This is a genomic window from Dolichospermum flos-aquae CCAP 1403/13F, assembly GCF_012516395.1.
Taxonomy (GTDB): domain Bacteria; phylum Cyanobacteriota; class Cyanobacteriia; order Cyanobacteriales; family Nostocaceae; genus Dolichospermum; species Dolichospermum lemmermannii.
This window is the reverse complement of the sequence record NZ_CP051206.1, coordinates 1,734,648-1,750,094: the sequence shown is the minus strand read 5'-3', so window position 1 is coordinate 1,750,094 and position 15,447 is coordinate 1,734,648. Positions and strand designations below refer to the sequence as shown.

General features: G+C 36.5%; 14 protein-coding genes. All 14 read right to left on the bottom strand.

Annotated elements, in window-relative coordinates; all coding sequences use genetic code 11:
* Window positions 1-3: 3 nt before the first annotated feature.
* Complete coding sequence (locus HGD76_RS08540) at window positions 4-966, bottom strand: glycosyltransferase (RefSeq protein WP_168695520.1); 963 nt, start codon at window positions 964-966, stop codon at window positions 4-6.
* A 10-nt stretch (window positions 967-976) separates the two neighbouring features.
* Entirely contained in the window at window positions 977-2,140 is a 1,164-nt protein-coding gene (locus HGD76_RS08535) for an acyltransferase family protein (protein ID WP_168695519.1), read from the bottom strand.
* 56 nt (window positions 2,141-2,196) lie between these two features.
* The gene (locus HGD76_RS08530; RefSeq protein ID WP_210967745.1) at window positions 2,197-3,315 is read right to left on the bottom strand and encodes a hypothetical protein; all 1,119 of its coding nucleotides are present in this window, start codon (window positions 3,313-3,315) and stop codon (window positions 2,197-2,199) included.
* A gap of 243 nt (window positions 3,316-3,558) precedes the next feature.
* A complete protein-coding gene (glf, locus tag HGD76_RS08525; RefSeq protein WP_168695517.1) occupies window positions 3,559-4,713 on the bottom strand; it encodes a UDP-galactopyranose mutase in 1,155 nt (384 codons plus the stop codon).
* A 241-nt stretch (window positions 4,714-4,954) separates the two neighbouring features.
* Entirely contained in the window at window positions 4,955-5,215 is a 261-nt protein-coding gene (locus HGD76_RS08520; RefSeq protein ID WP_168695516.1) for a hypothetical protein, read from the bottom strand.
* Between the two features lie 203 nt (window positions 5,216-5,418).
* Window positions 5,419-6,663, bottom strand: coding sequence for a glycosyltransferase family 4 protein (locus tag HGD76_RS08515; RefSeq protein ID WP_168695515.1), 1,245 nt, complete (start codon window positions 6,661-6,663; stop codon window positions 5,419-5,421).
* 50 nt (window positions 6,664-6,713) lie between these two features.
* Window positions 6,714-7,694 carry a glycosyltransferase family 2 protein gene (locus tag HGD76_RS08510; RefSeq protein ID WP_168697400.1) on the bottom strand — a complete coding sequence of 327 codons (981 nt, stop codon included), beginning with the start codon at window positions 7,692-7,694 and terminating at the stop codon, window positions 6,714-6,716.
* 383 nt (window positions 7,695-8,077) lie between these two features.
* On the bottom strand, window positions 8,078-9,352 hold the full coding sequence (locus HGD76_RS08505; protein ID WP_168695514.1) for a glycosyltransferase: 1,275 nt from the start codon (window positions 9,350-9,352) through the stop codon (window positions 8,078-8,080).
* 44 nt (window positions 9,353-9,396) lie between these two features.
* Entirely contained in the window at window positions 9,397-10,476 is a 1,080-nt protein-coding gene (locus HGD76_RS08500) for a glycoside hydrolase family 99-like domain-containing protein (protein WP_168695513.1), read from the bottom strand.
* Window positions 10,477-10,675: 199 nt separating this feature from the next.
* Window positions 10,676-11,188, bottom strand: coding sequence for a DUF29 domain-containing protein (locus HGD76_RS08495; protein ID WP_197705472.1), 513 nt, complete (start codon window positions 11,186-11,188; stop codon window positions 10,676-10,678).
* Window positions 11,189-11,365: 177 nt separating this feature from the next.
* Window positions 11,366-12,622: a glycosyltransferase family 4 protein gene (locus HGD76_RS08490; RefSeq protein ID WP_168695512.1), complete on the bottom strand. Its 1,257-nt coding sequence runs from the start codon at window positions 12,620-12,622 to the stop codon at window positions 11,366-11,368.
* Window positions 12,623-12,683: 61 nt separating this feature from the next.
* Complete coding sequence (locus HGD76_RS08485; RefSeq protein ID WP_168695511.1) at window positions 12,684-13,730, bottom strand: glycosyltransferase family 2 protein; 1,047 nt, start codon at window positions 13,728-13,730, stop codon at window positions 12,684-12,686.
* Window positions 13,731-13,735: 5 nt separating this feature from the next.
* Complete coding sequence (locus HGD76_RS08480; protein ID WP_168695510.1) at window positions 13,736-14,575, bottom strand: 6-hydroxymethylpterin diphosphokinase MptE-like protein; 840 nt, start codon at window positions 14,573-14,575, stop codon at window positions 13,736-13,738.
* 97 nt (window positions 14,576-14,672) lie between these two features.
* Entirely contained in the window at window positions 14,673-15,338 is a 666-nt protein-coding gene (locus HGD76_RS08475) for an HAD family hydrolase (RefSeq protein ID WP_168695509.1), read from the bottom strand.
* Window positions 15,339-15,447: the final 109 nt, after the last annotated feature.

Genomic DNA, 15,447 nt, shown 5'->3' with positions numbered 1-15,447 from the left:
GGGCTATAAACCAGTTTTGTTTGCAGGTAAAGCCGCTAGTCCTTCAAACATCCCACAATTTCCTCTCCACTGGATAAAAGCAGAGGAACTTTTCCATGCTTGATAGCTAAAAAATGCCTTTAACTGTCTTGGTAAAACACTCCATTGAGGAATCTTTTTCCAAGGTCTAATATTATGACAGTCTAGCACCTGAATCCAAGAACGAGATGAGGCATAGTTTAAACGAGCAAGATAATCTTTTGTCAATCGGTTTGCAGAAATTAGGTGGGTTAATTGCAGTTGAGGGAAATAACCGACTCCCCAACCAGCTTCTAGTAATGTCAAAATAATATCGTTATCTTCACCTGAAACTAATCTTTTACCTGTGCGACCGAGAGCAAGTCTGGATGTGTCTTGAGAAACTAATTTTGCATAAATTTCAGCTAGTTCTTTTTGAAGAATTAATCCTGCACCAATGGGAGCAAATGGCGGATAGTCATTGGCAGGAATATCTAATATCTGTTGTCTAAAATAGATTTTAGGCTCATCACCGTGATCTTTTAATGCTAAACAAATATAAAACTGAGTAATCCAAGGTTCAGGCTCAACCTCAAATTCTGGTAAACATTTGCCACCGATTGCCCCAATCTTAGGATTTTGTTCTAAAATCGCAACGGTATTTTTTAAATAATCTGGATCAAGAACATTATCATCGTCAACAAACACCAAAATATCGTTGTTTGCCTCCTTAATACCCCGCAACCGCGCCGCAGTCAATCCTAAAGTTTCTTCCCTAATGTGGCGTGAATTTGGATGCCAACTCAAATCAATTTCTGAAGCAAGCAGTCTTTGACTAGCATTATCAATTAATAAAAGCTCCCATTCTTGCCTCAAAAGGGTTTGATTATTCAGGGCTTTAAGAACTCTGTCAAGATATTCTTGACGCGGATTGTGGGTACAGATAATAACAGTAATTAAGTTTCTCATACGGCTTATCCTAGCTAGATTTAATCAAAAGTGAATCCCTTTTTTTACAAAAACAGTTATATTGACGATTAAGATAATTTATCAATTTTTTCTCAACTGTGAAATAGAAAATAGTACCAACTAATACTGAAAATCCCACAGAAATGATGATAAAAACATCTGGATAAGTTAACTTTAAGCTCTTCCAAACATCACTTAGAATTTTCAAAGATAAATATTGAGTTAGATAGATTGAATACGAAGCATCACCAATTAAAATCAAAAATTTGGGAATTTGTTTTGAAACAAATGATTCCAAAAAAACCAAACTAGCAACTAATAGAGAACAAGGCACACCCCACAACAACAAACGAATCATTGAGAGATGACCGTTAACAATATTATCATGGTTTCCAATATCACCATAACCCACAAATAAAGTTACACCTAATCCAATCAGTGCAATCAAATTCAACACCAGAGAAAAAGAACGTGATACCTGAATTTTAGAACTATATATACAGCCGATAATACAGCCGAATACAAATTCCAGATTTATTGGGTTAGAGATAAACTTAAATATTACATTACTATTATTGTAAAATACCATCCCAGTAGCAACCAATGAGGTTATAAACAAGAAAGAAGTAACAACAATATATTTTGATTTAGATATAAGAAAAATAGCTACAACAATATAAAAATAAAGCTCAAATGAAAGAGTCCAACCTTGAACTATAATAGGATTTCTAAAATATTCACCATCAAAAAAAGGCAAGATGAAAAATGATTTTAAGAAATATCTATTAGGAGAGTTAACAGATGTAAGACTAGAAATATTTGAGGTGAAAACTGAGAAAGCTATAGTAATTAATGTAACTATCCAATAAATAGGTAGAACTCTAATCAATCTCTTAATTAAGAAATCTCTGAAGCCGTATAATCTCAGGTATTTTTTTGCCACTAATGAGATAATAAAGCCACTAAGCACAAAAAAAATATCAACGCCAACAGCACCAAAATTTTCCAAAAAATAAAAATTCTGCTGAAAAGACTCTCCAATATTCAGATTAATTTGATTGTCGATCGCATGAGCATTAACTACTAAGACAACAGCTATACATCGCAATAGCTGGAGTGACAATAATTTGCCTTCATTATTTGATATATCTTGGCTTGTGGTTTTTAAATTCATTGGATGTTTTGGATGTTTGTCAAAATTAAAAATTTGGATGCTTCAAAAATTACTGTCTAAGGATCTATAGTTTTAATAAAATATTCCGCGACTTTTTCAGGAGCTAAATACTTATCGTATACACTTTGATTATGCTGTTTAGTCTTTATCCATGAATCATCATCAATTTGATTGAGGCATGACTCCAAAGATTGCCAATTTCCATCATTGTAGAAGACTTGAAATTCATCAAAATCAAAATAAGGCTCAAAGATTGGTTTATCCATGTAAATAGGAATGCCAAAAAATAGAGTCAGTGTCATAATATTTCGCCACCCCCAATGAAATCCTGTGGCAAATACACCAAGACGTGAAGCAGCGAGCATTTCCTCATAATTACCATGAATAGGGTGAGAAATCACAGGGAAATCTTCTTTTATAAACTTAGACTGATTTGCACTTTCGTCCCACTTTAAAACAGAAGATATATTGTATTGCTGAGATAAGTCTTGAAGCTTTACGTGCAAGTTGTATCTATGTTGTGGCCACCCACCCCACAAAGTATCATAAAGAACAACATCGTGTAGTAATTTTTCATGTCGAAGTTGATTAACGTAATTATATCTAGCTTCAAATATCTCTAGTTCACTAGCCCAATTTTTTTGTTTAAGCAACAAATTTGTGATTTTATGTCTTATATTTATTACTTTCTGTTTAAGATATGAGTTTTGAATCGGATGAGACAGATTAAAACCTATTGGTATAAATTTATTAATCTTACAAAAGTGATCGTTATAATCAGAAATAAGTTGCCGAGATTTTTCCTCGTACTCAGCTACGTCTTCATTGGTTTGCCAATCATATTTTTGAATAAACTTCTTCTCTACATGAAAATCATGATTATAAGCAGCACAAAAATAAATATCTACGTCCTCAATTAGGGGGCAAAGATGCACAAAAGAATCTTCGCTATCAACCAATATTTTTATTGTCTTATTACCATTAATATACATCAATAGATTTGTGTGTCTATGAGTATGATTCTTTAAAGACAGTGGTAGATTGTAATCTAATAGATGGGAATTATCTTGTTCTATAAATTCAATTTTTCTCTGTCGGGCAAGTTTCATTAACCCATATTTGAGTAAATGATTTCTATGTTCGTGAGAGTTTGTAAACCAAATAATTTTTTTCATGATTCAGGAACAATAGGCTAAAAAATTTTTTACAATACAATACAGCAAATTTCATCTGCGTGAGGTACACCATTAGCGGGCAAGATGCCCGCACTACAAAGGTTTGATCCTTAATATCTGTACCTCATAATATCGGAAACTGCTGTAATATCTATTAGACATCTCCGAGAATTAAATGTACGTGAATTGAAACCCTTGTAGAGACGTTCCATGGAACGTCTCTACGATCTTTTTCGGAGATGTCTATTCAAGATTAGGAAATCTTGGGCAACTCTGCCATTCATCAAATGGGGTAGGTATAAACTTTTTACTCATGTCTAATGCCTCTCCTATGACATGATGCATATCCATATAGCGATATGTAGCTAAACGTCCTAGAAATGAAACCTTTGTTTCCTGTGATACAATGTCACGATATTTAAGTAGGAGATGTTTATCATCAGATAACCGCTTGGGGTAATATGGAATATCGTTTGCTTCTGTTTCTTTACTATATTCTTTAAAAAACACAGTCTGATCATGAGTTTCCCAAGGCGTAAAGTGCTTGTGTTCGTGAATTCTCGTATATGGAATAGATAACTCACAATAATTGACTACAGGACATCCTTGATAATCTCCCTCATAGTAATCTTTTTCAAAGGATACCGTTCGATAGCCTAGTCTGCCTAACTCAAAATTGTAGTAAGCATCAATAGCTCCTGTATAAAAAATATAATCAAAATTACAATTCCAAGAACGATCATATTTTACAGAAAGTTCAACATGGATGTCATCTAAGTCTAATATTTTCTCAATAATTGCTGTATATCCATCTATTGGTATGCCTTGATATGAACTGTGGTAGTAACTGTCATCATAATTAAATCGCACAGGTAATCTTTTTAAAATAGAAGCAGGCAAGTTTTTGGGACTACAACCCCATTGTTTAATTGTGTATCCTTTAAAAAAGGATTCATATAATTCTTCACCTAAATACTTTAAGGCTTGTTCTTCAAAATTCTGTGGGGTTTCTATATCTTTACATCCTAAAGATGCAATAAATTGTTGAGCTTCGTCGGGTTTAAATTTCTTCCCAAAGAATTGATTTATAGTTAATAAATTGATTGGCAAAGAAAAAATACCTTGCTGAGTCACAGCTTTTACACGATGTGTATACTGAGCAAATTCACTGAACTGCTGAATATATTTCCAGATATGTAACTTGTCTGTGTTAAATATATGAGGTCCATACTGATGAATAGTAACTCCAGTTTTTTTATCAACTTCTGTGTAGCAATTACCCGCGAGGTGATTTCGCTCATCAACTACATGAATTTTGAATTTACCCGACAAAGCCAATTCTCTAGCCATTACAGCCCCAGAGAACCCAGCCCCAACAATTAAAATATTTTTTTTCATTTTCAACAATTGGTATAGTTAATGTCTGATTGTTTTTAATGAAGAATAGCCGGAGTATTTTCTCGTGGGCGTTGCTGATTTGAGGTATGAAAATGATTTTTGATGATTTCAAAACCCTTGTAGAGACGTTCCATGGAACGTCTCTACACCTAAATTCATACCTAGTTTCATGTTTCAGCAACGCCTTCTCGTGAAATGCCGATTAGCTTACCTTGTGCCCGAGCGCGTTGTGGATTGAAAGTCATGGGATTTGCTTCTCCATGATATCTAACCACCTCTCCGCATGAGCAAGGTCAGAATCAAATGTAAAGCCATCAGTTCGGATGTCTTCAAGCAGTTCTCTTGCTTTTTGAAGTTTCCCGACATGAATGTAATAAGTAACTTTCGCTGCGAGAATTGATGCGCGTTCCCAACCTTTGGTATTGGGTACGAGTTTGAGGCAATATTCAAAAGCCTCTGTGACTTCTTCGTCAGAGCAGTTTCGGATCTGTACTTCTGTCACAAGCTCAGGGTTAACTGACTAAACATAACTATTAGGCTTTTTCGCAATAATTTGAAAAGCTGATGCAAGTTTATCAGAGGTTAAATTTGATGTTCGTGATAGCAATCAATACCAACGGAGGCATCAATAAAATTTGTTAGAATTTGTATTTAAAAAAGTTGGTAATAATTTTGATGATTCATCACAGATAATATTTGTAGTATTTAATCGTAATCGATCATATTTCTTGCTCCTAAAGCTTGTCTTCTCTCAATAGCTCTAAAATAACTAGCTTCTTGCAGAGAACCTATCTTGTCTAAATTATATTCTGAGAGGACGCGATCGCGCGCGGCTTGCCCTAATTCCATCCGCAAAGTTGGATTTTTTAGTAATTTGACAATTGCTTCAGCGATCTCTTGGGGTGAATAAGGTGGAACTAATAACCCAGCTTGATCATCTCCCAACATATCAGACATACCGCCTGCATTACTACCGACAATGCCACGACCTGCGGACATTGCCTCTAAGCACACATTAGGAAAATTTTCCCAACGACTAGGAAAAACACACACATCAGTATTAGCTAAAATCCCAGGAATAAGGCTAGTAGTTACAGATCCTGTAAATTCTAATGAGTTCTTGTAGCGCCACAATTTTCTGGTTAAATATTGCTGCATATCCATACCCATTTGTGGTGATGGATGTGATGCACCAACAAATCGAAACTTTGTGTTTGGGAAACATCTCAACACCTTTGGAATGGCTTCTGCAAGATCCAAAACACCTTTCCGGATTTCGAGTCTGCCAAGGAATGTAACTATTTTGTTATGAGTATTAATAGGAATTTCTAGCAGATCCGATGATGGGGTGTAAGGATTTGGGACATGGGCGATTTTCCCCGATGGCAATCCCCATAATTGAACTAATTTAACTCCTAAATCTTGTGATGGTGTGGCAATCTCATCTGCGTCCAATATATGCAAACGCTCTATGTCATGATTAGGGTCATAGCTAAACTTTATAAAAGGTTCGGGCTTCCGAATTCTACGAAGAGCGCCGATAAATCTCCTAGCTTTCATTTGGAAAGAAGGTTCAATATAGTTAATTTTTTCGACCAAAAATCCAGGTGTATGGAGTTTTACGACCAACGGGATACTGGAAACTAGTTTTACTGCTCCTCTCGCAGATGCTGCATAATCAGTTCCCTCCAATACATCAAAGTTTATAAAACTATGGCGTTCAGCAAAAATCTTCCCAATACTATCAGAAAATGATGAAGGCATTCCCTGAAGCCGATGAACAGTAATTCTTCCTTCAACTTCAGACGTAGTGCGATCGGTGCTACCTGCAAATACTTCTACATGATGACCTCGCAAACTCAACATTTTCGCTGCTTGATAGACATATGTTGCAATGCCCCCAATGGCTGTATCAGGAGGATATTCATAGCTAATAAAGGCTATTTTCACGGCAGTTTCCTAATTAGTATTTGTTGGTTATATATTAGAAAATTATAAATTCAGTCATTTTTTCTACTTGATCTTCTTAATCTTCTTAATTTTTCTGAAATATACAACCCAGCTTGTTTCAAATATCTCATTTCAATAGCCGAATCACAGATCTTTGAGAGTTGATAAAATTCGATGCTTTTTTTCAAAGATACCCGATTTTTTCTTCTCAACATTAAAGATACCCATTCATAAACAAGATCATTTTTTATCTGCTCTGCAACTTTTTTGGGGATATCTATTTGCTTTTGAATAATAGATAGTATTTTCATTCTTTCATAAATACCAAGACCATTTAAACTGGATTTTGATCGTACGTTCGTACTATGAGTGCGCCAAAAATTGAGAACTTGTGCAGAATAAGCAATATCACACCTAAGTAATAACTTAATCCATGTCAGCCAATCTCCACAGAGAAACATTGATTCGTCGGCATATCCGATTTCTTTAAATAGATACCTTCTGGTTAAAACAGCACTAGCATTAGGAATAGTATTCTTGACAATTAGATATTTTCGGCACTCTTCTAAGCCGTTATTTATAAAATCATTATGCCAACGTTCTTTATCTAATTCGTCTGTCCAGCAATGCAATGTAGCAACAAAATCGTTATATTTATCAACTTGATGTGATTGACAATATGCTACACCGACTTGAGGATTTTCTTCCAAAATCTCTACTAACGTTTCCAAAAACCTTGGATCAGCATAATCATCAGATTCAGCAAGCCAGATATACTCACCTGTTGCTAGGCTGAAACCTTTATTCCACTGTTTAAAAGGAGATCCGCTATTAGTTTCGTTGAAAATCACATGGCTAATTTTGGGGTGATTGACATATTTAGAAAAAACTTCTCGGCTATTATCTGTAGAATTATCATCGAGGAAAATAACCTCGACATCTTGAACTGTCTGATTGAGAACGCTTTCAATACGTTGCTCTAGAAATTGAGCGTGGTTGTAATTGGGGATAATAACACTAATTTTGGGCATAATATCAAGAATTATCAACTAAAATATTGTTGGATTATTTCTAGAATTTGGGGGGCTGTGGTTTTGATATCATGGACATCTGCTTGCAGCAGCACTTCGCTATCGCCTACTTTTTTGGTCGCATTTTGAGCGCACTGCTGACAAAAATATGAAAATTGAACTGGTTCACTGTAATCAATCTGGTTGAATTTTGATCCAGGGCAAACGCACCTAAATTCTGTAATCCATGCCCAGCAAGGGTTTTAACTTTTAGTTACAAAACTTAACAATCGTCAAAACCTTTGTCCAGTAAGCATTCTAAAAATAAGATGCGCTTGCCATGAATTTTGATCTGGATAGCCTGTGTTCAATTGTGATACTACAATCATCGCTTATTCCAAGTATCATCTTCGACTCTGTATAACTGCTTCATAAATTTTATTTCTAGCTTTTTGCACAACTTCTGGGCTGTAATGATCCCTGACAAAATCTAAAGCCCTATTAGCAAGATGATCCGCCAAAGTTTGATCATTAGCTAATGTGATTGCCCCAATCGCAAACTCCTCTGCTGTATCCCTAACAAGAGCGTGTTCAAGATCACACACGTCAATTCCTTCGATGCCAACAGTTGTAGAAACGACTGGAACGCCTTGAGCCATAGCAGTAAGAATTTTTGTCCGAATACCACTACCGATACGAATTGGAACAAGCTGAATTGTCCCTTGCATTATCTCAGCAATATTTTCAATAAAACCAGTATAAGTTACATCTTCCAATTGATGATTAGAACACCATGACTGGCTCCAATCACCTATAACAAATAATTGTGCTTGTGGTATTGAAGCCTTAATTAAAGGCCAAATATCTAATAGCAACCACTCAAGAGCATCTCTATTGGGACCATGCTGTTGAGAGCCTACAAATGTAAAACTTTTTCCTGATATAGGATTAGTTGTTACAGCAATATCAATATCAGCAGGTACTGGAAAGGGACTAACGTGTATTTTATTTTCTTTGACTACAGTGCTTAGTTCTTGAGCATCTGCTTTACTGAAGACTATAATACTATCAAATTTGGATATCAATAGGGATTCCTCGGCATATATTCGTCCTACCAAATAGCCAGAGTATTCATCCAGTCCATGAATCTCGGTATGTCTTTTTGCATAGATCCAATGAATTTGATGATTGACAAATATTTTAGGGATATTAGGAAGTTCTAATATTCCTAATGTAAGCATATCAGCAAACTCAACTTGTAAAATATCAACATTATTCTCAAGTTCTTCCGATAGGGCTTGAATAAATGAGGCTGATAAAAGTTTAAAAGGATAGTAAGGATGCTCAATAACATCCTCTTCTTTTTCTTCTTTTAAATTGGGTTTAAGTTGTTGAAGTAGCTGACGAATTCTAGACAAGACTTTGTGTAGGAAAACACGCAAAATCGAATAAGTCGTTGGGGAAGTTGGGACTGTGTAAAACAGCACTGGTTTAACCCGAACATGGGGAAGACGCTCTTCGAGTTGCTTTACATACTCAGTTTCTTTTTGAGAATGAATGGGACAGACTATAGTGAAAGAGTGATCTTTACTTAAAGATGCTAATGTTGAAAACTGAGAAACTTTTCCACCAGCATTGAGAGGCCATGGTAAGTAAGGGGTAGCAATTAGAATATGCATTGGGAAATATAATCGCTAAATAATATGGTTATCTACGAATGGGCTTAGTCGGATTGAATTACTGAACGAATCGCCTCTAATAACCTAAGTCCGTGTAAAGAATTTGGCTCTAAATACATACCTTCAGCCCATTCATTCCAAGCATTCAAAAAAACAATTCGTTCTTCTAAAAGAGATTGTCCTACAGATTCTATAACTTTTGCCAAGTGAGTTGCGACTATATCAGGGTGACTATCAGTCATAATGATCGCCTTCTCTTGTCGCCTAGCTGTATTATCCCAACCGACAAAGAATGCAGGGTGGTGAGGATACTTAGGTCGGCTTGATTCCATTAGCTGAATGGCATCAGCATAATCATAAATCTTTAGTTCTCCATCCCATATTCCTCGCTTAATATTTCGAGTTAATCGATTAAAGGAAAAGTCATCATTGAAAGCTTCAGGTAAAACACCAAGCTGGGGAGAATGGTCTTCAGTGCAGTCGAAACCAAGCGTCCGCATATCAATATGACGTGAATGGGCATTGATTCCGACTAAATAAGGATTGGGGAGTCCTGAAGCTTGACACACTTCCCTAATAGTTTTGGTCGTCGCTTTAGGATCGGGTAATGATGTTGGGCGATATATTAAGAATAATGGGCGATCATACACCTTTATATAGCGAGGATCGGCAAAGCAATGAACTAACCATTCAGCATGGTTTGTGTCATCTTCTTGAGAGTATTTTTGATTAATCAATATCTCTTTGTCTTCACCTAGCCAACGACGCGACCACGACTCATTTGCCCAAGCAAGACAAAATGGAAAGTCAGGTTCTCCTAAAGCCAAAACTTCATTAACTGGAGACTCTAATAATCTCTTACCATGAAACCAATAGTGCCAATAGCAAAAGCCATGAATACCATACTCTCGTGCTAAGTCAGCTTGAGCTTGTCGCGCTTCTGGTAGGCGCAAATCATAAAAGCCTAAGTCAGCAGGAAGATGGGGTTGATAGTGTTCTTTAAATAAGGGTTTGGATTTCGTAACATTTGTCCATTCCGTAAAACCCTTGCCCCACCATTGATCATTTTCAGGAATGGGATGATATTGGGGGAGGTAGAAGGCGATCGCTTTTATATCAGGCATAATTTAATTAATACTTTGAACTAAGTTTTTCAGTTTTTACGGATTATTTCAATTCTGTAACCGACATTTTGGACTATAGCGATCGCCTGGATCATTTCTGTCCGTGTATCCGTCGTAGATTCAACTTCTAGTTCGGTAATTGACAATTTTGTGAGTAAATACGAGGTTTACTGATGAAATCTATGGATGAATTAACAGTTTAGCAATCTTCTTTTAACTCTGGCAGCCAATCTTCATTCAAAACTTGCTCTATATTGGCAATAGGAGATGGGGGAAATAGATTTGCATTTAAACCTGTCTTCACGCTTGTAATCTGGCAAGCATCATCATAAATTTCTTGGGCAACTTCTTGAAAATAAGGCTTTAGGCTCGGACTCCGGTTTAAAAGTCGCTTGAGTTGTTTCCGTTGTTCTAGAATAGTAGCTCGCCATCCCCTTTGATTGTAATCACGCTCTTGCCACCAATAAGTCAATTTAAGTAAATGTTCATAAAGAACTAATAAGCGACTTTCTAGCTGATTTTTTTGCTCGTTGCCCAAATCCCGCAACTCCTCCACTAAGTAATCCCAATCAATAGTTTCGATCGCCCCTCTCTGGATATTATCAATAGTAGTTTGTACCCATTGATAAAAATCAAGATCGTGAACTTGGGTCGCTATTTGAGCGGTATCGAGCATTTGAGCTTTTTGCTCTTGGGCAGTTATAGCGGACATGGATTGAGTCTCCTGATATTGGACTGTTTTATCAGCATTCTAGCAATTTCTAGATGGGATGATATTGGGGCAGGTAGAAGGCGATCGCTTTGATGTCAGACATAATGATTCTAGACTATGTGCTTAAAATATACTTTTGAACAAGTTTTTGAGCTATATAAATCACAAATAAACCAACTATGCTTTTTGGCAAAGCAAGTTAAGAATGCACTTTTCTAGACGATCAATTCCTCTTTCCCAACTCCATTGCTCTAATACATAACTTCTTGCATTCTTACCCATGTTATCAGCTAACTCCTTATTGTTTAATATTTTTGAAATCGCTTTTCCCATCTCAACAGGCTCATTTCCATTAATTAAAAAACCATTTATTCCATCTTTGATTGTTTCTCTGATCCCACCTTCGGCGATCGCCACCACAGGAGTACCGCAGGCATTAGCTTCAAGAGGAGCAAAGCCAAATGGCTCTAAAATAGGCGTGTAAAGCATGACTGAAGCTTCGTTTAGTAATTTAACAACTTCATCATCTGACACTCTAACTTTTGGAATAAATTCCACCCCCATAGATGTGGCAAGTTTTATGATTTCATTTTGATAGGATAAATCCGAAAAGTTTCCAATCCAGACCAATGAAGGCCTATCTTTTTTCTCAATAGTAGCAACGGCATTAACGGCTCTTTCTAAGCCTTTTCCTATATATATCGACCCTAGTCCAACAACACTTTTTTGACGTGGCAGATTCAATGGCTTAAAGAGTTCAGCGTCAACTCCCAAATAACAAACCTTGGAATCAATTCCATAAGCCCTTTGAACACTTTCACGGCTAAAAAGCGAATTTACTAAAATCAAATCGAATGCTTCAGCATTTAGCAACTCTTCACGAGCTTGAACTCTAAATCCCTGCACTTCAATTTGATTTCTTAGAAATGCCAATGAATAACTGCGTGAAGTCCACCAAGGCTTATCAAAAGGCGGTAAAGCTAACCAAGGTAATTTTGGTAAAGCTTCGTATAACCAGCGATAAGGCTCTTGTAAATAGAGAAACTTTGGGATATTTACATATCTGGCGATTGAGGTTGTCCTGAAAAAAGTACAAGCGTTGGCAAAAAGAACATCAAAATCACCCTTATTTATTTCTTCTGCACATTGTTGACAGTGAATATCCATTGCCTGAATCTTGTCAACCATCGTTTGATAGGGACTCAATAAGTTGGCAATCCGTCCAGCTTTTGGTTGAGTTTCTGCCAACGGGACTATACTTTCTTTGATCAGATCACCAAGAGGAAGATATGTTTGATCCGCAGTGGGCGGACACCATGATTCTACTGTATGTCCACGCTCGACCAATCCTTTTACATGGTGGAATAAAGCTCTTTTGCCACCACCGCTAGGTAAGTTATGCCATACTGCGATTTTTAATGTTGGCGGTTTCATACACAAATTAATATAAGGTTGTAGGCGATATGTTCTTAAATGAGTTGAAAGTTAAATGAGCTTAAGATAGCTGAATAAGTCTTCTCGATAAATTAAATTTCGCAATTATCTTTCGTGCATATTTCAAGCGATCTGGTAGCGCTTTTCTGAGAACATATCTATCTAAAAAAATATCTAATTGAGCAGGAATTATTTTAAGTATTAGAGGGATTTTTTCTAGCCTATTTTTCGCACCTCTAATTTGAAGATCAAAAGCTAGGTGATTATATACATAGCTCATCTCATTCATCCTAGAAAAGTATCTTTCGATTCCAGGGTTAGCACTTATCCCTAAGGAGACTGCTTCATGAATCATCTCAATCAAAGAATAGTAGTAACTAGGACTCATTGAATCAGCATCTAAAGTTGCCTGTTCTGGATGTCTTCTCCATGTGGCTAAATACTTAGGGATATGAATGGTATCACAAACTAATGAGGCTTTCATTCCCCATCCAAAGTCAGCCATCGAACCATAGCGTGTTGAAAAGTTCCCAACTTTTTCAAAGAGAGATCTTCTTATTAATAACTGTGTTAAAGATGTATAAGCAGTCAACAGAAAACAATGTAAGATACCATCCAAAGGGGCTTGGCGAATATGAAATTTTTTCAACATTTCTCCATAATATAGAGATGAATAATATTCATCCCATGGATTAGGCTTAATCGGCTTTCCAAATTCATCAATAAACGTTAAACAGCAATGGGCTAAACTGCATTGGGTATAAGTGTCTAGTGCGGCAACCATTTCCTCAAGAAAATTAGGCATCATTGTGTCATCGCTGGTCGCTATATAAATATATTCCCCTTTTGCAAGATTTATGCACCGATTTAGTCCAGCATAAATTCCTTCTCTAGGAGCTTGGGAGATGAGTATTCGTGGATCATTTTGAGCATATTGCTGAATTAGCTCCCAGGCTCCATCGCTTGAGTAACTATCAACAACAATCGTTTCCCAATCAGTGAAGGTTTGGGCTTGAATTGATTCAAATCTCGCTGGTAAATATTTGCTGGTATTTAAATTAGGTAAAAGAATAGAAACTTTGGGCGTGTGATTTTTAGATGGCATCATTTCTTTTAAAATAAGGAGTCGAAGTCAACTCTCGGGAAAATTTCCAGAAAGCCGCCTCTGGTAGCATTAAAAATATTGATTGAGTTAGCTATGGAGAATTTATATGCTTCATAATAAGCCTTAGTCATAATTTCTGTCATAGCTGGGTTAGTAACTTCTCCTGGTTCTCTGTAGTTCTTAATAAAGTGGTTTTTTTCTTGACTTGCATTAATAGGGATATCTCTAGATCCTTTTTCACCTTTGTAATAGTGATCACAGCCAATAATATAAATAGGATCTAAGCCGAGGTGAACTGCGAGCTGCAAATTCTCCATGGTGACCGTACACCCTCCAAAAGCACCTAGGCTAAGATCCGCAGAGAAATGAATGTGGCTTCGTTCATTCGCTTCTGCATTATCTTCCCCTGCCAGTCCCAAATGTTTGAACCATCGAGTCGGGCACTGCGATCCTGCAGGGCTTAAGTAATTAGGGATGTGCACAACATCAAAATGGTGATGAAGAAGATATTTTACTTTTTCCCATTCCAAGAGATCTGCAGTTGTGTAGTAGCTAGGACGCCAAGTTACTTGATCAAAAGCCAAAAAGATTTTATTTGAAGCTATAGTTATTTCTGAATTTAGTTTTTCTAAATCTTCCAGTTTTAAGCTTGGGCCATTTCCAATCACAAATCCTCGTTGACCTTTAAACTTATTTCTTATATGTCTGAAGTAAGTTTCATCTTCTTCAATTTTTCCTTCAATTTTTCCTTCAAATCTTTCTTGATCGGCTATACTCTTAATCCATCTTTTTAGATTGGGTAGGCTTAATATAGCAGACTTAGTCTTTTGTTTGATTTGATTCAGCATTTTTAAAGATTGAGTTGACTAGTGAATCTTTGATTCTCTATTCCTTGGTTTAAAGAATAGGTTAATAGAGTCTTTCGACTTTCTTAAATAAGGAGCTTTACAGATCAAAAACCAGAGCGGAGATGGAATCCATCTGTTGCAATTTAAGCGTCTTGCAAAACTCTTGCCAGTCTTTCATTTCAGTCCAGCCAGAAATAAAAATGAAGTCAAGTTCAGCTTTAGTGGCAGCAATATAGTCATAGCGGCTATCGCCCAGAAATAGAGCAGGAAATTGGATATTACCTAGCTCTTTCTCCCTTAGCAAAATTTGTTCTTTGGTGTCAGGGCTACCGAAAATCCCACCGTTGAATAAGTGACTGATACCTCGTTTTTCAAAAACATCATGTAATTCAGCTTGATCTCCGCCAGATGCTACAAGCCAACAAGTGTCAGGCAATGCTTGACGTAACTCCTGAATCCCTGGAGCAATTGTACAGTTTAGTAAACCTTCTCGAACGTGAGCCCCATAGGTTGACAGAAGTTCGTTAAGAGGTTTTTGGTCAATGCCAACACCAATAATATTTTGTAGAAAATATTCAAATTTTCGATAGCGAGAAATGCCCCCATTTTGAATATGATAATCAACTAGGGACTGAGCTACAGTTTCCCCATAAGGGAGTGCAGCCCGATAAAAAGCTTGGGTTTTGACCTGATTGGAGTCAAGGATAACACCATCACAGTCAAAAACGAAACACGAGTAAAACTCTATAGGCTGTATTGGCATATCCTTACGATAATTATATTAATTATAGAACTTCGAGGCAAGAATAAAAATGTCTATCAACAAATGAAAAAACATTAGGAAACCTCGATCAATTGCCTAATTGCGAAAA